The organism is Methylomonas sp. HYX-M1 (genome assembly GCF_040741385.1).
In the GTDB taxonomy this organism is placed as follows: domain Bacteria; phylum Pseudomonadota; class Gammaproteobacteria; order Methylococcales; family Methylomonadaceae; genus Methylomonas; species Methylomonas rhizoryzae.
In genome coordinates this window covers 2824709-2847883 of sequence record NZ_CP160405.1, presented here as the reverse complement: position 1 = coordinate 2847883, position 23175 = coordinate 2824709, and the positions used below count along the sequence as shown (strand labels likewise).

Genomic DNA, 23175 nt, shown 5'->3' with positions numbered 1-23175 from the left:
GCTATAGCGGCGACAGCACGCAGGTTTTCGTTTAGAGGACGTTCATGGAATCCGCTCAGACCGATTTCAAACATTTTCGCGTTATGCATCAACTGCGCAACCGATTGCGCATTGTCACGCCGGTTTTGAAAAACGATCCGGAGCGCGGATACATCTTCGAGATTTTGCTGAAAAAACGCCCCGAGATTAGCGGCGTGCGTTCGGTGTTCGGCATCGGCTCGGTAGTGATTCAATTCGATTCAGGCCGCTTGCCGGTCAAAAATTTGTTGATCATGTTGGATGCGGTGTTGGGAAACATCGCTAAAAAGCAAGCGGTAGCCAGGAAAAACAAGCGAAAGACTTTCGACGGGCCGGTGCAGGACATCGATTTGGCGGTAGAAGGCATGAGTTGCGCCTCCTGTGCGCTATTGATAGAAATGGTGTTGAACCGGGATGAGCGGGTAAAAAATGCCAGCGTTAATTTCGCGACTCAATCGGTTAGCGTACAAGGTAACCTCAGTAAGTCCGACGTCGTGGAGCACATCGAGAAATTGGGGTACAGCGCCGTTTTCGTGGATACCTTGTCGCAGCGCAAGAGGTTAATCGAAAAGGAGCGGCAGCGAATTGACGTAGCCCGGCGTCGATTTGCATCCGCAGGGCTGATGACGCTGCCGGTGGTCGGTATTGCCATGTCCATGCGGATATCGACCTGGATGCGCTGGCTGCAATTCGCCTTGACCACCCCGGTTGTATTCGGTGCAGGCGCGCAGTTTTTCGGCAAAGCATATCGTCTGTTCAAACAGCACGCCGCGAACATGGATACCTTGATTGCCTTAGGCGTGGGGGCGGCCTACGGATACAGTCTGCCCGCCTTGTTTCGCCGGCAAGGCCATATTTACTTCGAAGCGGCTTCGGCGATTATCACCTTCGTATTGTTGGGTCGATTTTTGGAGGAAAGGGCCAAGGGCAAGGCCGGAGAAGCGATTCGCCGATTGGTGGACTTGCAGCCGCAAACCGCTACGTTGCTGAGGGAAGGCAAGGAAATCGTCGTCGATGTCGATGATATTGCGGTAGGCGATTTGATGTTGGTGCGTCCCGGCGAGCGGATCCCGACCGACGGTGCGGTGGTATTCGGGTTGTCCACGGTGGACGAAGCGATGGTGACCGGCGAAAGCATGCCCGTTGTGAAAAACGTCGGCGATACCGTAATCGGAGGTTGCGTGAACGGTAACGGGGTATTGCAGGTGGAAGCGACTGCGGTGGGGATGGATACCGTGCTGGCCGGCATCGTTCACATGGTGGATCAGGCGCAAGCGGCTAAGCTGCCGATTCAAAAACAAGTCGACAAAATTTCGGCGGTGTTCGTGCCGGCGGTGATGGGGATTGCCGGGGCGACTTTGACCGGTTGGTTGCTTAGCGGTGCGCCGTTTGCGGTAGCATTCGGCAATGCGATCACGGTGTTATTGATTGCCTGCCCGTGTGCTTTGGGTCTGGCGACGCCGGCGGCGATCATGGTCGGCACCGGACAAGCCGCGAAAAAAGGCGTGTATATCCGCAACGGCGAGAGTCTGGAAATTGCAAGCAAGCTGAATGCCATCGTCTTCGATAAGACCGGAACCATTACCGAAGGCAGGCCCAAGGTCAGCGCGGTGTACAACGTTTCGGCGTTTGCGGATTATAAAATCGTCGAATTGGCCGCTTCGGCGGAATACGGATCGGAGCATTTTCTCGGCAAGGCTATCGTCGAATTCGCTCGGCAGGGTAATGTCGAGTTGCAAACCTGCAATTATTTTTACAGCGAAACCGGCCGGGGGATAAGAGCGGAAGTGGATGGCTACAAGCTACTGTTAGGCAATCGGCAATGGATGCTCGGCCAACAGGTCGAGCTTGCCGTACTGGAGGAGCAGGCCGAATGTTATGCCGGTCAGGGCAAAACCCCGGTTTTCATGGCGGTGAACGGTGAAGCGGCGGCCATTTTTGCCATTGCGGACGATGCGCGTAGCGAAGCGGCTGCCGCTATCAAACGTTTGCACGATAGAGGTATACAAACCTTGATGGTGACCGGCGACACCGAAAAAACCGCGTATTACATTGCCGATAAAGTAGGTATTACCGATGTCGTGGCCAATGCCAAGCCGGAAGAAAAACTGCAAATCATTCAGCAACTGCAAATGCAAGGCAAACATGTCGGCATGATAGGCGACGGCATCAACGACGCACCGGCCTTGGCCGCGGCAAACGTCGGTTTTGCGATAGGTAGCGGTACCGACGTGGCCATAGAGTCGGCCGATTTGACTTTGGTGCACGGCGACATTTCCCGGGTGACCGATACCATAGAATTGAGTGCCTTTACGATTCGAGTCATCAAGCAAAACCTGTTTTGGGCTTTTGGCTACAACACCATCGCCATTCCGGTTGCGGCCTTAGGTAAATTGAATCCCATGATCGCTTCCGCCGCGATGGCGGCGAGTTCGGTTTCGGTTATCGTTAATTCTTTGCGGCTGAGTAAGTAAATGGAAAACTCTATGGCGGGTATGGATCACTCCATGCACGGCGATCATATGAACCATGCCATGCACGGCATGACGGAATTGGCCGCGGCTACCGGGTTCGATTATTCTTTGGCGTTTATCGCCGGCTTTTTGGGCAGCGGACATTGTTTAGGCATGTGCGGCGCGCTGGTTTCCGGTTATTTCATGAAGTCGGGCGCCAACAGAAGTTATCTGCCTTATCTGGCTTATCAAGTCAGCCGGATCAGCGTGTATACCGCGGTGGGCGTGTTAGCCGCCACCTTGGGGGTGGTGTTGGTGTCCAGCGGTTTGTTCGGCAAGTTGCAAAGCATTCTGCAAATGCTTATAGGCGCGATAGTGATCTTGTTGGCGATGGGCATACTCGGCTGGATTCCGTTTCAAGGCTCGATACGTTTGATACCCATGCAGTTGTGGCGCAAAGGCTATGTTTCGGCCAGTCAAAAAGGGCCGATCGCAGGTGCCGGGATTGCCGGTTTGCTAAACGGCCTGATGCCTTGCCCGTTGACGTTTGCGATGGCCGTGAAAGCCACCAGCGCTACCAGTTTGTGGGAAGGGGGAGCGCTGATGTTGACCTTTGGTGCCGGTACCTTGCCGATGATGCTGTTTATCAGTATCGCCTTCGGCAAGATTAGCGCCAAATTGCGCGGGCTCATGCTGAAGTTCGCGGCGCTGATCATGATGTTCATGGGATTGAATACCTTGCATAAAGGCATGGCTTTTTTTTCCGACCAAGACTTTCGCCACAGTACGTTTCTGAATTGGGTCAAAGGGCAGTTGGACGCTTTAGATGCCTTTCTGGCTCAAATCATGGATTACATCGCCGGTATGATCGCAACGTTGCAGGCGATGTGATGAGCGTTAACTGAGCCGTTTTGACGAATATCTTACTCATCGGTTGCGGCGACATCGGCCTTGCGCTGGCAAATGCGTTAGCCGCTCGCGGCTACCGGGTCACGGCGGTAAAACGCAACCCTCTTAAGGTCCCCGTCGATTTTTCCGTGCTGTTAGCCGACATTTGCCGTCCGGCATCCATCCAACGTCTACCGACCGACTTTCGGCTGGTGATTTACGTAGTGGCGCCCGATCAGCGAGACGACGAGACGTATCGCGCTTTGTACTACGCCGCTGTCGACAATGTGTTGCAGCATTTTGCCCGCTTCGACCGCAAGCCCAAGTGGTTGTTCGTTTCTTCCACCAGCGTTTACGGGCAAAACCACGGGGAATGGGTCGACGAAAAAAGTCCCGCCCAGCCCGCTTCCGCGACGGGGCGTTGCTTGCTTGCCGCCGAGAATTTGTTGTATCAGGATAGCGATAAACACTGCGTGGTCAGATTTTCCGGGATTTACGGGCCGGGGAGGAATCGTTTAGCGCATCGAGCGGCTGGCGCGGACGCGGTGCAATATCAACCGGCTTACTTCAGCAATAGAATTCATCGCGACGATTGTGTCGGGGTGTTGCTGTTTTTAAGCGAAAAATTGCTGGCGGGCGATTTGCTGCAGTCATGCTATTTAGCTAGCGACGATGAGCCGGCCCCGATTTGGGACGTGCTCTGTTGGATAGCGGACCTCAACGGTTACCCGCGGCCTCAAGCTCTGGAATTAGCGGTAGGTTCCGCGCAAAACAAGCGTTGTTCGAATCGGCGGTTACGCGAGTTGGGTTATCGATTTCTCTACCCGAGTTATAAAGACGGGTACCGTTAAGCGCGCCTGCAAGGTTTGTTCAATTTGTGTCAGTTTATATAGCATATTGATTTTAAATAATAACTCACCCTAGCGAGCAGATTGTCTACATGTTTATCCACAGTTATTGTGGATATGTGCGGGAATATTTTCGGTTATATGGATAAAAACGCGCTGCCGTGGCTTGCTTGTTACCGGCGTTAAGTTGTATAAAAAGTGATCAATTTGTAGCAAGTAATTGATAAATATATGACTTTTTGCATTTGTTTCAGTTTTTCTACAGTGTTATCCACAGAAAATGGGGATAAGTCGCAATCTCTTGTATATCGTCAAATTACAGCTCCGCTACGCAGAAAATTCGTGGACGCGGCAATAGATTTAGAAGTTGGCGCAAGTTTGAACAATTGTGTAATTATATGATATTTAATAACAAACTGTGTTATTTTACATGTTGTCTACAATTTTATACACAGAATATGGGGATAAAAGCGGATATCTAACTCAATGTTGTTGAAAAGTAATGCCGCGATCTCATAGCCACCTCCGAATTGTTACTCCGTATGTCTTCAGAATCCAGCAAAAGCCGCTTTCAACGTTCCGCCGACGCCCCGGACCTGCCGACCGGTACTTTTCGTTTCGTTTTATATTGCTTAAAGCGGTTTAAGTGGCTGGTGCTAGCCATGATGGTATTGGAGGCGGGCCAGGCCGCCGGTAGCATTCTGGTGCCCTATGCGATAAAAGCGCTGATGGACGCCGTATCAGAACACAGCGTAAGCAACTTGTCCTGGCAGGCATTCGAAAAACCGCTGTTATTGCTGGTCGCTCTGAACATTGCGGAAATTCTGTTCAGCCGAGCCAGCGGTGCGTTGTTGATAGTCATAGGGCCGCGCTTGCGGCAACGGACTAACCAGTTGCTATACGCCTATCTGCAGCAGCATTCCCCACGCTATTTTGCCGATCACTTTGCCGGGAGCTTGGCGCATAGGATTAGCGAAACCGCCATGAGCGTCAATCACACCACCTGGTCGGTGTTGTGCGATTTTTGGCCGATCGCGGTAACCTTTGCGGTTTCTATTGTGTTGTTGTTTCAAGCCCACAGCGAATTGGGCTGGTTCGTGGCGGGATGGGTGTTGTTATATGTGTTGCTGTCCTATTGGCTGGCGACTCGCTGTCAGCCTTATGCGCAAAATTATGCCGCGACCCGTAGTTTGGTGAACGGCAAGATAGTCGATGCGGTAACCAATATGTTAAACGCCAAATTGTTCGCCCGCTTGGACTACGAGCGCGAATACCTGAACGGCTATCTGGAAACCGAAGTGAAACAAGGGCGGCGCACGTTCTGGTACATGGAACGGGTACGTTGGTTTCAATTCACCGCCGCTGCCGTGCTGAAAATCGGTGCGACCGCTTATGCATTATGGCTTTGGCAACGCGGGCAAATCGGCACCGGCGATTTCGCCATGTGCGCCAGCTTGGCGCTGTTGATCATCGGCGACGCCCGCAACCTGACGCGGCGATTTTTGGAGTTTTTCGAATATATCGGTAACGTGGCTAACGGCGTCGATACCATCGTCAAATCTCACGAAATCGTAGACGTTCCCGACGCCAGGCCTTTGCAGATCAAGCAAGGCCGCATCGAGTTTCGCGATGTCAGTTTCGCTTATCAGCCCGATAGGCCGGTGTTCAATCGATTGAATGTTTGTGTGGAGGCCGGTCAGCGCGTGGGTTTGGTCGGATTTTCCGGTTCCGGGAAATCGACGTTCGTGAATTTGATTTTGCGTAACTACGAGCCGCAAAGCGGGCAAATTCTGATAGACGGTCAGGACATAGGCAAAGCCACGCAAGCGTCGCTACACGGGCAAGTGAGCCTGATTCCGCAAGATCCCAGCTTATTTCACAGAAGCTTGCGCGAGAATATCGCTTACGGACGCTTGGATGCCGAGGACGACGAGATCGAACGGGCAAGCCGTTTGGCTAACGCCCAGGAATTTATTGCGGCGATGCCCGATGGTTATCAGGCGCTGGTTGGAGAAAGAGGCGTCAAATTGTCGGGCGGCCAGCGCCAGCGGATTGCAATCGCCCGGGTTATGTTGAAGGACGCGCCGATTTTAATTTTGGACGAAGCGACCTCCAGCCTGGATTCGGTAACCGAGAAAGCCATACAGGATAATCTGGACCGCGCCATGGGGCGTAAAACGGTGATCGCGATTGCGCACCGGTTGTCGACCATCGCGCATCTGGACCGGATTTTGGTATTCGACCAAGGCCAAATCGTCGAAGACGGCAGTCACGAGCAGTTATTGGCTAAACGCGGGTATTATTTTCGCTTGTGGACTATGCAAGCCGGCGGTTTCTTGCCGGAAATGCCGGCAGAGCAAACCTGAGTTGCTTACCGGCTGAATTGATTATCCTTGTGCGGCGTTTCCCCGCAATAACAACTCGGTAAATTGGTCGGCCGGTATCGGCTTTCCGAACAAATAGCCCTGCGCTTCGTCGCAATCGTGTTGCGTCAAATAGCCGGCTTGCTCTTCGGTTTCTACGCCTTCGGCAATGACTTTGAATTTGAGGATTTTGGCTATGGAAATGATAGCCAAAACGATAGCGGCAGCATCCGAATCGTTGGTGATATTGGCGACGAAAGAGCGGTCTATTTTCAGCTTGTCGAAGGCAAACCTTTTTAATTGGTTCAAGCTGGAATAACCGGTGCCGAAGTCGTCTATGGATATTTGCAAGCCGAACGCCCGTAATTTGCGCAGCACGTCTTGTTTACCTTCGGGATTCCTAATGAACAGGCTTTCGGTTAATTCCAATTCGACGTATTCCGGTTCCAAGCCGATGTCCGAGACGATGGCGAATACCTTTTCGGCAAAATGTTCTTGGTCCAATTGTTTGGCCGAAACGTTGACGGCTATGGTCAAGGCCGGATAGCCTCCGTGTTGCCACACCAGGTTTTGCCGGCAAGCTTCCCGCAACACCCAGGCGCCTATCGTGTCGATCAAGCCTATTTCTTCGGCGACCGGGATGAATTCGTCCGGCGAGATCATGCCGCGTTCGGGATGGTGCCAGCGAATCAAGGCTTCGGCGCCGATAATTTTTCCGTTGTCGAGAGCGATTTGCGGCTGGTAATGCAGCGAAAATTCGTTGCGCTGCAAGGCACGGCGCAAATCGCTTTCCAGGCGTAGTTTTTTGGAAACGGCAAACTCCATGCTTTCTTCGTAAAAACAAAAGGTATTGCCTTGTTCTTTGGCGCGGTACATGGCGGTATCCGCATGCTTGATTAACAGCCCGCTATCTTCGCCGTCCGCCGGGTATAAGGAAATCCCGATGCTGGCGCTGATGTAAAACTCCTGGTCTATCATTACGAACGGTTTGGCGATGGTATTGCAGATTTTATCCGCAACCTGCGCAGCGACTTGGGAGTGGCCGATGCGTTCCAACAGCAGGATGAATTCGTCGCCGCCGAAACGCGAAACCATGTCTCCCTTGCGCACGCAACTTTGAATTCGTTCCGCAGTAGCTTGCAGTAGCTGATCGCCAACGTCGTGCCCCATGGTATCGTTGGTTAGCTTAAACCTGTCGAGATCCAGAAACAGCACGGCGTGCATGTGCTCCTGACTGCCGGTCGTTTTGATGACCGAGTTCAAGCGGTCCATGAATTGGGTGCGATTGGCCAGGTTGGTGAGCGTGTCGTGATAGGCCAAGCGGTTCAAGGTGTTTTGACTGCGTCTGGCTTCCAACAGGTGGGAAATACGCTTGCGCATCACGGTAAAGTGAATCGGCTTGGGTATGTAATCGTTAGCCCCCATCGAGAAGGCTAATTCCACCGAGCGTTCGTTTTCCAACGCGGTGATCATCAAAATCGGTACTTCTAAGCCGTCGGGCAAGGCGCGGATAATTTTGCAGGCTTCGAAACCGTCCATTTCCGGCATCACCGCGTCCATTAGAATTAAATCCGGCATTTCTTTTTTACAGCTATTCACCGCTTGATGACCGGTACCCGCCAGTTCCACCGAATAGCCGTCTTTTTCCAGCACGTCTTGCAACGCGAAGCGCATGGTGCGGTCGTCGTCCGCAACCAGAATTCTCGGCCCGTGACACACATGGATGGATTCGTACACCGATTCGCCGGCAATTTCTTCCGACAATACTTGTTCGACAAAGGTGAATTGCTGGCGAATTTTTCTCAGTAACGCTTCGCCTTGGGCTAGATTGGAAGCCTCGCCGGCTTCTTCCAATTCCCGGGCAATCGCGGCGAGTTGAATCGCGCCTAAATTACGGCTTGCGCCTTTCAGATTGTGCGCCAATTGGCGTACTTGCACCGGGTCGGAGGCTGCCAGTGCAGCACTCAGTTGTTCGATTTGCAGCGGTACGTCTTCGAGGTAAACCTCTACCAAACGATTGAAATTTTGGCCGATTTCTTCTCGCAACTGGTGCAAGGCGTGAATGTCGAAATTGTAGGTTGTGGCCGGCGGCGCAAGTGTGGTGGCATTGCGCTTGGGTAGCCATTCCAATAATTTCTGCTTTAGCGGCTGTAATTTAATGGGTTTGGCCAAATAATCGTCCATTCCGGCGGCTTTGCATAAATCGCTATCGCCTTGTTGGGTATTGGCGGTCATGGAGATGATAGGTATACGAGCAATCGGGCTGGCCAATAAGCGGATATGGCGGGTGGCTTCGAAGCCGTCCATGCCCGGCATGTGGCAGTCCATCAACACGACGTCGAAGGGTTTGCTGGCCAGCCATTCCAAGGCTTCCGTTCCCGAGTTGGCTATCTCGTATTCGCAGCCCAGGCGCTCCAACATTCCGGAAGCGACAATCTGGCTGGCCCTGTTGTCTTCCACGATCAGCACCCGGCCGCCTAAGCCGTCGCTTTCGGAATTTTCCACCGTCGGATGAGAGTGTAAGGCTGTACTCAGGCTTTGTCCCACGGTCAAAATCAGATCGTACAGCCTGGATATTTGTATGGGTTTCGGGAACGTGGCGGCCACATTGGGTAAACGTTTGGTGGAAATTCGATCTTGTTCGGTCAAGATGATGATTTTCAACGCCGCCAAACTGGGGTCTAGCGGAATGATGTCCAGCCAGCTGTTGTCGCCGGCATCCTTTAAATCAACGATCGCAAAATGATAGGCCTCGTCCTGCCGGCAGGCCGACTTTAACGCATCGATGGCGCGGATGCCGCTGCCGCTGTGGCGGTGCAGAATCTGCCAATGGTCCAGGCTTTGCGCTAAAAATTGGCGCATTTTGTCGTTGTCGGTAACGACTAAGATTCTTAGGTTGGCAAAATAAGCTTGTCGGGCTTCCGATAAAACCTCTATTCCCTTGGGCGGGTCGAGCGGCACGGTGAACCAGAAGGTGCTGCCTTGGCCTAATTGACTGTCTACCCCGATGTTGCCGCCCATCAGGTTGGCCAATTGCCGGCAAATGGCCAGGCCCAGACCGGCGCCTTCGTGAGCGCGCGTCGTGGAGCCGTCCGCTTGCACGAAGGCGTCGAATATGTTTTTTTGCGCGGCGGCCGGTACGCCGATGCCGGTGTCGGTAACGCTAAAGCGGACCAACAGGGATTGATCGTCGGTCGGCTCGCAACGCACGCCGATGGTAATCGAACCTTGTTTGGTAAATTTCAATGCGTTGCCAACCAAATTGATCAAAATCTGCCGAATGCGCGAGGCCTCGCCGTTGACCACCAGGGGAACGTCATCGGCAATGGAGTAATGCAGCCTTAGATTTTTGCGCTGGGCTTGTGCCGACATCAACTCGACGACCTCGTCCAGGGTTTCGTAAATGACGAAATCCACAGGTTGACGCTTGAGCACGCCGCTTTCGATTCGCGAAAAATCCAAAATGTCCTCGACCAGTTTCAGTAAGGATTCGCCGGCGTTGCGCGCGATCGTGGAATATTCCAGTTGTCGTGGGGTGAGCCCCATGTCTTGCAGCAGTTCCAACATGCCCAGCACCGCGTTAAGCGGGGTGCGTAGTTCGTGGCTGACATTGGCGGCAAATTCGCCTTTCAAGCGTGCCGATTCCAGGGCTTTGTCTCTTGCCTGTTCCAGTTCGCGTTCGCGGCTTTCCAACACGTCCATCATCGAATTGAAGGCGGCACACATGTTGGTGATGTCTTTCGGGCCGCTCAGGCGAGCCCGAACTCTTTTTTCGCCCGCCGATGCGCGGCCCATATTGTTGGCAAGTTGCTGGATGGGCGACGTCAGGCGTTTGGTGATAACCGGCAATATCAACAAAAACAGCACGGCGGCACAGATGGACACCACCAAGGTGGTCAATAAAATTTTCTTTTTCATGCCGGCAAGCGATTGCTTGCCTAACGTTAAACGCACGTAGCCGATCAATTCCGAAGTCGGAATCTGTGCTTCGAAGGGGGAATGTTCGGCTTCGCTGCCTATGCGTGCGAACACCGGGGCGCTAAAGTACCACGCCTGCTCGGTTTCCTGGCTTAATTGCAGCTTTTCCGGCCAGCCGCTGTTGCTTAGGCCCAACGGCACGGTGGTTTGGCCGCGCTCCAGCAACGGTTCGTGTTTGTCGTTGAATACCGCGACGCCCAGCACGTCCGGGAAAGCCAGGAAACGCCGAGCAGGATCTTCCGCGTTTTCTTGGCTGCCGTACAATAGCGCCAGTGTGCTTTGCGCGGCAAAGGTTTCCGTGGTTTGCAGGCCTTGGGCTATCCATTTGTCGCGGACGATTTGGTAGCTCAAGGTCGAAATGGCAAATGCCGAGAGCAGGGCGAATATGAATAAGCCGGTCGAGAACGAAATGGTCAGCTGTTGTAAGAAGGTCGCCCGTTTCGATTTGGGGTTCGGCAAGTGTTTCATTGATGGTTAAGGCGTTGGAAAAACCAGGGCGAATTCGCGCCGGGTTTGGTTGGTGATGCGCAGGCCTAAATGATCGGCTGTCCGTAAATTGACCGCGACTTGCAAATCTTTCAATAGCTGCACGGTCGAACCGGTCTGCTCGCCGCGCATTTTTCGGAGCGCTAAATTCGCCAAGCTGCGGCCCATTCCGAAATTATCCGGGAATAGAGAAAACAACACGCCTTTGCGTACATGCTCCAGATTGCTGGAAAACACCACAAAATTTTTTTCCCAAGCTTCTTTCAGTATTTCGGGTAATAAGGATTGTTCGTCCATCGCTGCGTTCTCGCGCGGCAACCATAGTGCTTCCGTGCTGTCTTGAGCCGTATCCAGCAACTGACGGTACAAATCGGACGAATCTTTTAAGTTTCCGGTAGCTTGGGCATTCAATTGTAGCCCCAAAATTTTTGCGGCTTGCACGGCATGATCGACCTCCCAGGCGGATTGTCTGGGGTCGTAAATGACGGTGATTTTTTTGATTTCCGGAACCAGTTGCTTCAGATAAGCGAACATGGCTTCCGGCGCAGGCGTCAAGCTAATTGCCGTCGCGTTGGACGGGACTTCGTTGGGATGAATGACGGTGGCGCCTATCACTATCGGCAGTGCCGGATCCAGGGATTTTGCGACATAAACTCCGGCCCGGCCGAGAGTGACTGCTACATCGATGCTATCTGCGCGCAGTTGTTCTTGCAGCACGGCGGGGTTGGTGATTTGACTCTCGCTGAGTTGGTAGTGGATGACCGCGCTGCCGAGTTCTTGCTCCATGCCGCGTGCGATTTCCTCGAATACCGTGCGGTAAGGTTCTCGAACTTCCGGATAGATCACGCCTACGGTAGGCGGTTTTGCATGCGCTGGGTTGCATATCGGCAGAAAACACCACCAAAACAGCAGCGTAAGTACGGCGCGAATGGTCAATGGCGCTCCTGAATTTTATAGTCCTTTTTGACGCGATAAGGCAGGTCACGGGCAAATTTAGAAATGGATGTTGATTTCTCCGTAAAAGCTACGCGGAGCCAAAGGCAAGTCGTTTGGAATAGCGGCAGTTGGGTTGCCGGCCAGACTGGGTTCACGGGCGCTGACGTCAAGAAGGTTGCGAATTGAGAACGCCATATCAACATATTTTGCTAAATTCTGTCTACGTAGGGTCAAATCTACCCAAGTATAGTCGGCAATAGGTTCGCGGCTGTCGCCGAAGCTGCGCTTGCGGTCTACCACCCACTTGGCTTGTGGGGAAAAAATCCAGTCGGGGAAAAACTCCCAGTTCATCCTTAAATAAATTTGGTGATGCGGCGCGTAACCGGCATCGTGATTCAGTGCCTGATCGCGGCTGTGCTGGTAGGCATAGTTACCGATCAATTTGAGGGTGTCGTTGGCCTGCCATTCCACTTCGAATTCCGTGCCGTAACCTTGTAGGTTTCCGGCGTTTTGTGCGGTTGCACTGGTTGTGTTGCTGTCCGGAACGAAGCGGATAATATCCTTCCACCAATAATTGAAGAAATTTAATCCCAGGCGCAGGTTTTCTTGAGGCCGGTAGTCGAAACCCAGTTCCACATTATCCAGGGTTTCCGGTTTCAACGCCGGATTTCCCAATTGCGCCGGATTGTTAATGATATACATTTCTTGGAACGATGGCGCGCGAAATGCCGAACCGTACATTAATTTAGCGGTTAAATCGTAGCTTGCCTCCCACACCAATGCCGCGCGGGGGTTAAACGTGTTGCCGAAATCCGAATAGCGGTCGTAACGGGCGCCTGCCGTCAAGGTCCAATCGTTGGCGAAATTCCATTGGTCCTGCACGAATAAATAAGCCACTTTACGATCTACCGTGGGTATGAAGGTAGAATCCGTATTGGAAACGTCGATGATGGGAATGCCCGGTAGAGTAGGAATGGGTTGGCCGGTGTTCGGATCTATGCCGAAATTTTGCGAAATTCTGGCCTTAAATAAACTGTCGTAATTAAAGCCGATTCCGCTACGCAGTTGGTGATGCTGAAAACCGCTGTAGGCGAACATCTGACTAATCCGTACATGTCGCTCCCAGACTTCCGGATTGCCGATATAACCGTTGGGAAAGGTGACGGGCACGCCGGTCGGGTCTATTTGGCCATTCGAGCCGATAGGCAAGGTGGTTCCGGGCGGAAAAAGGGTTAAATTCCTTTCTATTTCCTGACTGGTTTCGAAATAACTGACTTGCGTGGTCAAATCCCAATTTTCCGCCAACTCGTCGGTATGATAGGTGATATCGGCGTTCCAACGGTCGCTGGCATAGCGGTTGATGGAGTCCAAGGCTTGAGCGATGCCGCTGCCGCTGCCCCAGTTGCTGCGATGTTGCAAGCCTCCGCGAAATTGCCAATTTCCGCGGGAAATGTCTATTCTCGCGTCGATATTGTCGCGGGACAAGTTGATGGGTCCGGGAGCCAGCGATGCGTGGGTGCCGAAAATTTGATCGAATTGGGTTTGCTGGTCGGCGTCGATGATGGAATTTTGGCCTTGAGTTTTGTGGTATTCGAATGCCAGCGCGACGTCGAAGCCTCCCCATTCGCCGCCGTGTAGAGCCCAGCCGTCGTAAGTATCGAAGCTACCCACGCGGCCGCCGACTTCGTTGCCTTCTATGTCTTGCCGGGTTTTGGTGATGACGTTGATAACGCCGGCGAAGGCATCAGCCCCGTACACTGCGGAACCCGGTCCCCTGACCACTTCGATGCGAGCAATATCGCGTATCGGCATGCCTCCCCAAACTTCGCTACGGCTGCCGGTATAACTATTGGTAATCGGTATGCCGTTTATCATCATCAGCACTTGCGGGTTGAACGCCGAATAAATGCCGCGAAAGGTATAGATGGGGTTATAACCTATCGTATTTCGTTCCACGTGCAAGCCGGGTACGGTTTCCAGGACTTCGTCGATGTCGGTTGCGCCTATGCGTTTGATGTCCTCGGCGGTAATGACCGTGGCAATCGAAGGCGCTTTGGAGATGGGTTGTTTGTAGCCGCTGGCGATACTGACCATTTCTTCATCGCCATAGATTTGCGATAAGGCTTTTTCTTCCTCTTCGAGTAGCACCGGTTGCGCCCAAACCGCAGAGCTCAACCAGGCGCAAATATTTAATAACATCAAACGGTTAGACATATATGCGTCCTGATTGTGGAATGTTGCCAAGCAGGCGGGAGTTCCAACCTGACGGGGTTTTGGCGGGAGGCTATGCCAAGCCGGCGTCGGTTGGATTTATTATTTAGATATGCAGTGTAGGCGGAATTCTATTTATGCCAAGGCCGCTTAGCTTGGCCGTCATAGGTGACGTCGGGGCAGGGGATGGGATACAGAGTGCCTTCCGGGCGTTGTCGGGCTTCGATATAACCGGGAGGCATGCCGGCTAAAAACAACGGAAAAATAAATAGACATAATTCGTCGACGCTTAAGCCCAAGTCTTTGCCCAATGCGGCGATCAAGGCGGCATAGTTCATCTTCATGCGCCAGCGGCCACGCAACAAGAAGTCTTCGACCTCAAAAGCGAGTTTCAGATGAGGGCCTTCGTTTAAGCCCAAGCGCTTGGCCAATTCGAGCAATGGCACGATACGTTCGTCGCCGTTGACTAAGGGGCGGCCATACCCGCCGATGCTGCGATGCGCGGCAAATTCCTCGCGGACACAGGTTTCCAAATCGCTTCCACTCGCCATTTGCCGCAGACTGCGTTCTAAAAAGACTACCGCGCGCCGAAACACCCCTCCTCCGTATATTTCGGCTTCGGATACGGCCAACGCCGCAGCCAACCCTAAAGTACCGGTGCTGCGGGTGCTGCCGGCCAGCGCTGCGATGCGGTTATTCCATAAGCGTACATCCGGATAGCTGGTGTAGGTCCAAATCGCTTGCAGCAACTTCATTTCGGCCTGGCCGAACGTTTTGCCGGTAATGCCGTATAAATACAGTGCCAGCCAATCCATGTCGTTGAGCTCGTGTAGCAGATCCCGGCCGCGATACACGACGCGTTCGCCGGGGTAAAAGGTTCCCATCCGGCTACTCAATTTGCCAACGTGTTGTTTTAGTAGTTCCGGTCCGTTCATGCTGTTGACTCCTGTGTATCGTTTTCTAATTCGACCGTACCGAAAGGAAATTTTTTGTAACCCAAAGGATATTGCTCCAGTGCATGCGCTGCCGCACCGGGCAAGCGCAGTAACAGAAACAGCATTTCGCTTTGCTGAGCTGAAAAACCGAGTTCCGCCAACGCTGCCGCCGCCACTCCGGAGAGTGCGAGCGGTTTGCCGGCCAAGGCCTCCATGGCTTGTAAATTAGCGTGCAACCAAGGAAGAATGGAGCCGACTGCGTATCCCGCCAGACAATCCAATGTTTGGATTACAGTTAAGCCGGTGCTGACGCCATAGGGATCGAAGCCGGGCGGGTGATCGATTTCCGGCCAGATGTCGGCCTCGGTCGATTTTGGGCTGGTAAAAAAGTTTTTCCAAGCCGCTAAATCCTTACCGCACTGATGCCAGCCCGAGACGGCGTAAAACACCTCGCGTCCGCCTGCCAAATGGCCGGCGCCAACGGCTAATGCCGCTATCAGCGACGACGCGGCGCTGGAGCCGCACACGCCGCCGCACATCGCCGCATGCACCGAAGCGTCGCGCGGCCCCGGATTGGCTAAAGCCAAGGCCAAACTATCCAACAAATCCGCTTGGGCTTTGCCGGGTGCTTCCTCCTTAAAAAGCAAATAAAGCATATCGGACCAACGGGCGTGACCCAGCATCTCCCCGTAGACGTCGTAGCCTCTGCAATAGGCGGCGCGGGTGGCGAATGGGTTATCGGGTTCGGGTTCCTCCAGCCAGATTTGGGTACGAATGGTGTGTGGGGCGTTGCTGCCGCTCATTGTTGCTCCTAAGGTAGGCAAACCAGGGATATCCCGCCGTCGACGACAATCTCTTCGCCTACGACATAGGACGAGTCTTCGGATGCCAAGAATAGCGCAACTTTTGCAACTTCTTCGGCAGTACCTAGCCGCTTGCTGGGAGAACGGCCTTCGATGTCGCTTTTGATGGCCTGAAAAACTTCGTCGGGTACCGGAATGTTATTGAAACCCTCGGTATCGATGGGGCCGGGATTGACTGCATTGATGCGAATATTTTTGCCGATCAAACTGAGGCTTAAGGACTGAACTAAAGAACGCAACGCGGCTTTGCTGGCGGCGTACAAACTGAAGTTTTCGGTACCGCTACGATTGGTTATCGACGTGGTGACGACAATCGATGCGTTAGGCCGCAGTATAGGTAAGGCTTTTTGTATGGTAAAAAAAACACCTTTTAGGTTGACTTGCATGATGCGGTCGAATTGGTCTTCGCTTGCCGATTCCAGCGGGGTTGGCTCGGCAATCCCGGCATTCAAGAACAATATGTCCAAATGGCCGAATTGACGTTCGATGTGTGCCAGCAGGGCATCGATGTCCTCAAGGTTGCCCGCTTCGCTAGTGATGGCTAGGGTATTGGCACCCAATTCTTTTTTTGCGGTTGCCAATCGGCTGGCGTCTCTGCCGGTGATGGCCACTTTAGCGCCTTGAGCAATAAACAATTTAGCCGTCGCTAGGCCTATGCCACTGGACCCACCGGTAATCAGGGCGGTTTTATCGAGTAATTTTCCCATGACGATCCTCGTTATTTGCCGGACGTCAATACACGCATTCTGACGTTCATGGGCGGTTCCTCTTCGGGATCTATCAATACATCCAACAAGGTGGGGCCTTTTCTGGAGCATATTGCTTGAAAGTCCAGGGCAATCAGGTCGTCAGGCGTTTTGATAGTGTATGCCTCTGCGCCTAATGCACGGGCAATCGCCGCGAAATCGCTCGGCGGTAATTCGCAGCCGATTTGTTCGGCGCTGGCTAGCCGTTGGCCGTGCTTGACCATGCCGAGCGATTGGTCGTTGAGAACGACGAAAATGATGCTGAGTTCCTCGGCGACGGCTACCGAAATTTCTTGACCGTTCATCAGCATGCTACCGTCGCCGGTGATGCAGACCACCGGGCGTTTACGGTCTGCGATTGCAGTGCCGACCGCACCGCCTATGGCCCATCCCATGGCGGCAAAGTTCATGGTTACCCGTAGCCAGCCGCCATCGTTTTTACGTTGTCCGGGCGTGGTTTTACGTCCGCCTCCACCCATTCGGCGCTCTCCAACCCGTCTGTCAATAGACGGATGCAGATAGTGTACCGACCAGGATACACTATTGCCTGTGTCGGCTAAAAAGCGGGTGCTGGGTGGAAGATGTAAACCTAACTCCCGCATCAGTCGCTGGGGTTTTAACGGAATAGCGTCGCTTTCATATTTATCTTGTTCCGCTAATAAGCGTAGAGGATCTCCGTTTTGGATTGCATTTCTGTCGCGAGAGGCGCGATTGCGTGCATAGTCGAAGTCATCGGGTTTATGCCGGTTATGTAAATTTTCGACTAAACGGCTAAAAACGGACAAAATCCTGCCGCGCACGTGCAGCCGGGCCATAGGCGTGCGGGCCAAGTTTTCTTCGGACTCGTCGATGTGAACCAAACGCTCGTTCAACAAGCTTTCACTCCAACCGCCGCTGTTCCATTCCCCCATATTGGCTCCGACCGCCAGTATCAAATCGACTGAGTTGTCTCTGAGCGCGGCATCCGCCGTTTCGTGACCGCCGAACCCGAACACGCCCTTAAACAAAGGATGTCTGGGATTGACCAGTCCTTTAGCGTCCGGCGTCGTGACTATTGCCGTGCCTTTTAACGATGCGAACTGCAAGATCGAGCCGATTGCTTCGCCGCAGCCGCCGCCTATCAGCAAAACGATTTTTTGGGATGTGGATAGCTTTTCGGCTAAATGGTCTACCGCGTCGGCGTCAATCATCGATGCCGGAGCCAACAATTCATGCAGGTCGTAACTCGGCCTCTGAATGGTGGTAGGGCTGCGAAATACGTCCACGGGTACCGTCAAGTGCACCGGGCCGCGGGGTGTGCGAACCGCGCGTTGTAAAGCGGTAACCAGCTTGGTTTCCAGCTGCTTGGGGTGAGAGACCAAAGAGTTATACCGGGTACAGTGTCTGAACATGCCCAGTGTATTGATGCCGGTGCACGAGGATTCTTGTAAAGGATATTTTCCGAAGGCCGGCAATGCCGGTTGACCGGTGATGACTAGCATGGGAATGTTGTTGTCGTAAGCACAGGCAACCCCCGTGATCAAATTGGTTGCCCCAGGACCCGATGTAGAACAGCAAACGCCGATTTTGCCGGTTTCTCGCGCATAACCGTCCGCCATAAACGCCGCGCCGGCTTCGTGTCTGGCAAGGACGTGTTTAACTCCGCCGCGGCGGGTGCTGCGGGCGAGCGCATTGTAAAGAGGTTCGATAGCGCCGCCCGGAACGCCGAAAACGAACTCTATGCCCATTTGTTCCAAATAGGCGACCAGCAGGTCGGCTTGATCGATAGACGGAGCAAGCTTGAGTTCCGGATGTATTTCGGTTAAGGGTGTTTCTTTGCGGATCAGAGAAATTTGTGCACTCATGTAAAAATACCTCGCTGGTCGGATGTGGAATCAACTGAAAAGGTGCTTCGGTTTCGGCGGCTACCCGGTCTGTTCGGGAACGGATAGTCGAGTTGTACTAGCACCAAACAAGCCTAGGGCTCTCGCCGCAGATTAACTGTTACCGGTTTTTGAAAATGTGGGCTTTGTCCGCTCTGCGTGCTAAGAACAGCCATGCATTTCGCAAATTTCGATATTGGTCAGCGTTTTGAGACTCCGCGGCTGCTTTTCGGGTGAATACCGTTACTTTTTACGGGGCTGAGTGGGGGCTTGACGACTAAACGCTGGTGGCACTGAACAGTAGGTGTTGAATTTTCCGGCGTTAACGATGCGGATTTTAGCGGTGGGCAATGCCGCTACGATTTCCAGTCTGTGTGGCGACATAGCTGCTTAGTTAACTATTCATGTTTATAAGACACCATTATTGTGAAATAAAGTTCAGCAAATACATATGTATGAAATGGCATGGACTAATAACCCGAGGCTATGGATAGCGTGTTCAGTTTGGGCTTAAGTTGAATAAGGCGCTAGCGCCAACAAGCCATACTAAGCCGACGGCTATTTCCGTTGCTGAGCTAAAGCAAAAATTATATATTTGCCGCAGGTGATTGTTGTTAGTATTTTAAAAGGGTTTACAGCGAAAACTATTTGCGTTAAAACAATGTAATACGTGATTTTTGTAGAATTAACATAAGTTTACATTTGCTGCATAAACTGGAAGAGGGTATCCGAATTATGAATGAGAAAATCTCGGCACTGGGGAATAAGTGTTTGCGTTTGGTAACTGCAGACGGAGAAATGTCGAGTTTTCTTGGCGGGAAGCCCTTGGTGGCAACTCATGTGCTTTGGCCGAGAAAGCACGATAAACCGCTTGGTTTTATTGGCCAAATTGATTTGGCCGAAATAAATAGAAATTCCGCTATCGATTGGTTGCCGGAAATAGGCCGCTTATTGTTTTTTTACGATTTGCACGAATGGCCTTGGGGATTCGATCCCGACGATAAAGGCGGTTGGGCGGTGATTTACGAAAACGGTTTAGGCGAGTTGAAATTTCAGGAAGCGCCTAGCGATTTAGCTCCCGAGTATCTGTCCGAGAAAATTAAATACCTTAAGTCCGAGCCTTTTATCAGTTACCCGGATAGCCGGCGCATTGATCCGAACCGGTTGGACTGGGAAGAAGACACGGAATATGATGAATTCATAGACAGTAATTACGGCGCGGGTCCCAGGCATCAAATCGGCGGATTTCCATACGCGATACAGAACGATACGATGGAAGAGGAGTGTCAATTGGCAAGCGGCGGCGTGTATTGCGGTAACTCGGAAGGTTACGACTGTAAGCAGGCCGAAGCATTGAAAGCGCACCCCAATGATTGGCGCTTGTTGTTGCAATTCGATTCCGACGAGGATATCGACGCCATGTGGGGCGACATGGGGATGTTGTATTTTTGGGTGAGGGAAAGTGATGCAAGAGCCGCCGGTTTCGACGATGCCTGGATGATATTACAATGTTATTGAAGACTGTGGCGAGGGCGGGGGCTAGTCGTTGATGATCCAACGGCATCGGAGGGAAGGGGCCTTAGTTCAAGATCAACGCGAACCAAGGCGTTTAACAGAAGCATGCAAGAGGGCTGGGAGCGATGCTTTGCGGTTTCTGCAGTCCGGCAACGTGCCGCTCCTCAACTTTTAGGTACTAACCAAAAGGGGTATTGCAAGTTCTAAGGCCGTTTATACGGCCAGGGCGAGTAAGAGCGATAGCCGTCGGTCAGGGTTTTCAAAAAAGCCACCAAATCGCTTCTTTCACGCGCGGTAAGATTAAGCTCGCCAAGTTCGTCGAAGTTTTCGTTGCGCTTAATTTCCGGCGCAGGCCAGCATTTACGCTTCAACGCCTCGGTGTCGTTCGGCGTATTCTTGCATTCTCGGCGTATGTCGCGGTTGTTGTAAAACAGCACTACACCTTCCAGGGTTTTAAAATAGCCGTTGTGCATGTAGGGGGCGGTAACCGCTACGTTGCGCAAGGTCGGAACTTTGATTTTTCCGCGTTCTCCGGCAAGCGGCACGTTGTTGGCCAGGCCTTTGTCCACGAAATTTTCACCGTCCGGATTTAGGTCGTAGGGCAGAGCGTAGAACAGGCTGTCCGGGTTTTTCGGAACGCCGATGTTGTCGTAAGAATGATCGGTAAACAACGGCGGCGTACCGTCAGAGTTTGGTTTGCTCGGATGGCAGGCGGCGCAATTGCCCTTGTCTTCTTCATCGAAGACCTTGAGTCCTCTCGCTTCTTTGGCGGTCAGTCTGGCTTTTCCCGCCAAATAAAAATCATATTTGGAACTAAAACGGTTGAGCACCGGCGACCTTTCGAAGCTCGCTATGGCTTGCGCCATACGTTGATAGGCCTTGATGTCGTCGTCTAAAGCCCCGCTGCCGAATACTGCTTCGAACATAGAGGCGTAGTCGGCGTTACGTACTTTGGCAATCACGCTGGCTATATCGGGATTGGCCATTTCCAAAGGGTTTAAAAAAGGCCCTTTGGCTTGTTCTTCCAAAGTAGCTGCGCGGCCGTCCAAGAATTGTCCACCGTAATACAAGCCGTCTTCGTTGTTTAAATGGAATTCCGGCGCGTACGCCGAATACATGGCGGTAGGGGTGTTGCGATTGCCTTGCAACGTGACCAATGCGCCTTGCGAGGTGGGGACGCCGTTGTCCGGATCGGTAAACGCCATAGCCGGATCGTGGCAAGTGGCGCAACTTTGGCCGGCTGGTTCCGATAAATTGGTATCGAAGAACAATTCCTGACCCAGTTTTGCTTTCAGACTTAAATTGGCGCTGCCCGGCAAGGTCGGTACCTCAGCCGAAGCCGTGGATGCGGCTATTGTTAGCAGCACAAGTGAGTGACTGAGTGTTTTTCGCATAAATACTCCAAAAACTTCGCAGTTCAAATAGGGAGCCCGGCCGAGGCCGGGCGCTTAGCCTCTTAATAAATGAAGCCTATACCCAAGTTGAACTCGTTGGCAGGAGAGTCTTGTTTGGCTTGAATGTTGCGGTAATCGGCTTTGATGACGATGTTGTCTATCGGCTTGTAGCTCAGGCCGCCTTGATAAATCCAGCGGTCCAGGCCCAGGTTGTCGGCGAATCCGGCTGCCACGGCAGCCATAGGATCGTATTTTTCAAAGCGGAAGAACGGCGCCAGATATTGGGTGCTGTCTTTCAACAGATGCGGCATGATGTCGTACGCCGCTTCGGCATACCAGCCGAAACTTTCCTTGCCTATGGTTTCGCCTATTGCTTGGCTGAGTATTTCGGTATCGTTAACTTGTCCCCAAGCGCCCAATGCCCGCAGTTCCAAACCCCGGTAACGGTATTGCATGTGTCCTTCGTACAATTGGGTGGCAACATCGAGTTTGCGTCCGAGATACAGTTCGTTTTGTCCGGAGTTGCCGATGAAAGCCGAGCCGCCCACCATCAAACCGGGCACGACGGCCGGCGAGTAGTCCACCCGGCCGGTAAATGCAAAATCTTCCGCCAAAGCCTGGCTGCCGCCTTGGCGGCCTTCGCGTATCCCTTCGCTTTCGAAGCTGCGGGCGTTCAGCCCGTTCATCGCATAGACCCGGTATTGCAAGCCGGGGATGATTTCGCCGAATAAGCCGGCACCCATCTCACGCCAGGTGGACGGGATAATGAAGCGTTCCACGTCCGGGCGGCGGTTGCCGTGAAATGTCGTGGGTTCGTGCATCTCGTTGATGAAGCCCATGGGCACTAGCATCAAACCGGCGCGGATGTTGTATTTAGGGTCGAGCAAGAAATCCAATTGCGAGAACTCCACCGATACCTCGCCTTTTTCCTCGGCTCCTTCACCGGTTGAGGCATGTTCGAATTCGATTTCGTTGTTCAAAATGATCCAATCGTTGAATTTGTAACCGGCGTATAAGACGGCGCGTTGCAAATCGAAAGAGTCGCTGGCGCCGGAGGCTTTTTCGTCGGTGTAATTGGTATAAAACGCCTCGCCGTAACCTCCGATGGATAGGCCGCGATTGACGCGATAGACATTGGACGCCGCGGGGCCCAAGCCGTATTCGCTTTTGTATTCGCGCGCTTCCGGAATGAATAACTGGGTTTTCAGTTTTTCCACTTCGCTAGCGAGTACGTCGGTTTTGCGTTCCAGTTCGCCTTTTCCCGCTGACGGGGAATTCGCGGCAACCACAGTGCCGGAAGCGGAGTTTTGTTGTGCCTGCTTCAGATCGCGGACTTCCTGTTTCAGTTGCTCGTTTTGGGCGCTTTTGGCTTTCAGCGATTCGATTTCCTTTTGTTGCTGTTGGATGATTTTCCACATTTCTTCCATGCTTGCCGGTGCTTGTTCGGCTATGGAAACATTGCTGCATAACAAACCTATGGATGCGGCTAAATACAAAGAATTCGTCGGTTTTTTCTGGAAAGTCATGTCTAACGGCCTCAATATCGGTTTAATATGCTTGCAGTTTAAAGGGTTAAAAGATTAAGCGCAAATCATTATCATTTGTAAGTCAATTATGCGCCGTACTCATATTAGTTAATTTGATGGTGTTACGCATACGACACCTAAAATGTACCCGGG

The 23175-nt window shown here is 52.6% G+C and carries 14 protein-coding genes; 5 read left to right on the top strand and 9 right to left on the bottom strand.

All coding sequences use genetic code 11. The annotated features are described in order from the left end of the window. The first annotated feature begins 44 nt into the window (after positions 1-44). From AB0A83_RS12870 to AB0A83_RS12855, 4 genes are all read left to right on the top strand, one after another. Complete coding sequence (locus AB0A83_RS12870) at positions 45-2492, top strand: cation-translocating P-type ATPase (RefSeq protein ID WP_150049011.1); 2448 nt, start codon at positions 45-47, stop codon at positions 2490-2492. Further along, positions 2493-3362, top strand: coding sequence for a sulfite exporter TauE/SafE family protein (locus tag AB0A83_RS12865; protein ID WP_232056647.1), 870 nt, complete (start codon positions 2493-2495; stop codon positions 3360-3362). A 20-nt stretch (positions 3363-3382) separates the two neighbouring features. Next, entirely contained in the window at positions 3383-4210 is an 828-nt protein-coding gene (locus AB0A83_RS12860) for an NAD-dependent epimerase/dehydratase family protein (protein ID WP_367154375.1), read from the top strand. Positions 4211-4749: 539 nt separating this feature from the next. Further along, positions 4750-6573, top strand: a complete 1824-nt coding sequence (locus tag AB0A83_RS12855) for an ABC transporter ATP-binding protein (RefSeq protein WP_150049007.1) — start codon at positions 4750-4752, stop codon at positions 6571-6573. Positions 6574-6594: 21 nt separating this feature from the next. Here AB0A83_RS12855 and AB0A83_RS12850 read toward each other — a convergent pair whose 3' ends face one another. The 7 genes from AB0A83_RS12850 to AB0A83_RS12820 form a co-directional block, all read right to left on the bottom strand. After that, positions 6595-11016, bottom strand: a complete 4422-nt coding sequence (locus AB0A83_RS12850; protein ID WP_367154373.1) for an EAL domain-containing protein — start codon at positions 11014-11016, stop codon at positions 6595-6597. 6 nt (positions 11017-11022) lie between these two features. After that, positions 11023-11970: an ABC transporter substrate-binding protein gene (locus tag AB0A83_RS12845; protein WP_367154371.1), complete on the bottom strand. Its 948-nt coding sequence runs from the start codon at positions 11968-11970 to the stop codon at positions 11023-11025. Between the two features lie 57 nt (positions 11971-12027). Next, positions 12028-14184, bottom strand: coding sequence for a TonB-dependent receptor plug domain-containing protein (locus AB0A83_RS12840; RefSeq protein ID WP_367154369.1), 2157 nt, complete (start codon positions 14182-14184; stop codon positions 12028-12030). A 128-nt stretch (positions 14185-14312) separates the two neighbouring features. After that, positions 14313-15116, bottom strand: a complete 804-nt coding sequence (locus tag AB0A83_RS12835) for a citryl-CoA lyase (protein WP_367154367.1) — start codon at positions 15114-15116, stop codon at positions 14313-14315. Then, positions 15113-15919, bottom strand: a complete 807-nt coding sequence (locus AB0A83_RS12830) for a citryl-CoA lyase (protein ID WP_367154366.1) — start codon at positions 15917-15919, stop codon at positions 15113-15115. Before AB0A83_RS12830 ends, AB0A83_RS12835 begins: the two co-directional genes overlap by 4 nt. Before the next feature lie 8 nt (positions 15920-15927). After that, a complete protein-coding gene (locus tag AB0A83_RS12825; RefSeq protein ID WP_150048995.1) occupies positions 15928-16686 on the bottom strand; it encodes an SDR family oxidoreductase in 759 nt (252 codons plus the stop codon). Between the two features lie 11 nt (positions 16687-16697). Further along, a complete protein-coding gene (locus tag AB0A83_RS12820; protein ID WP_150048993.1) occupies positions 16698-18569 on the bottom strand; it encodes a thiamine pyrophosphate-binding protein in 1872 nt (623 codons plus the stop codon). Between the two features lie 753 nt (positions 18570-19322). Between AB0A83_RS12820 and AB0A83_RS12815 the strand changes: the two genes are divergently transcribed. Further along, on the top strand, positions 19323-20105 hold the full coding sequence (locus AB0A83_RS12815) for a YwqG family protein (protein ID WP_150048991.1): 783 nt from the start codon (positions 19323-19325) through the stop codon (positions 20103-20105). Between the two features lie 200 nt (positions 20106-20305). Here AB0A83_RS12815 and AB0A83_RS12810 read toward each other — a convergent pair whose 3' ends face one another. Both AB0A83_RS12810 and AB0A83_RS12805 read right to left on the bottom strand, forming a co-directional pair. Further along, positions 20306-21496, bottom strand: a complete 1191-nt coding sequence (locus tag AB0A83_RS12810; protein ID WP_367154365.1) for a cytochrome-c peroxidase — start codon at positions 21494-21496, stop codon at positions 20306-20308. Positions 21497-21558: 62 nt separating this feature from the next. Then, positions 21559-23022, bottom strand: coding sequence for a hypothetical protein (locus tag AB0A83_RS12805; protein WP_150048987.1), 1464 nt, complete (start codon positions 23020-23022; stop codon positions 21559-21561). Positions 23023-23175 lie beyond the last annotated feature (153 nt).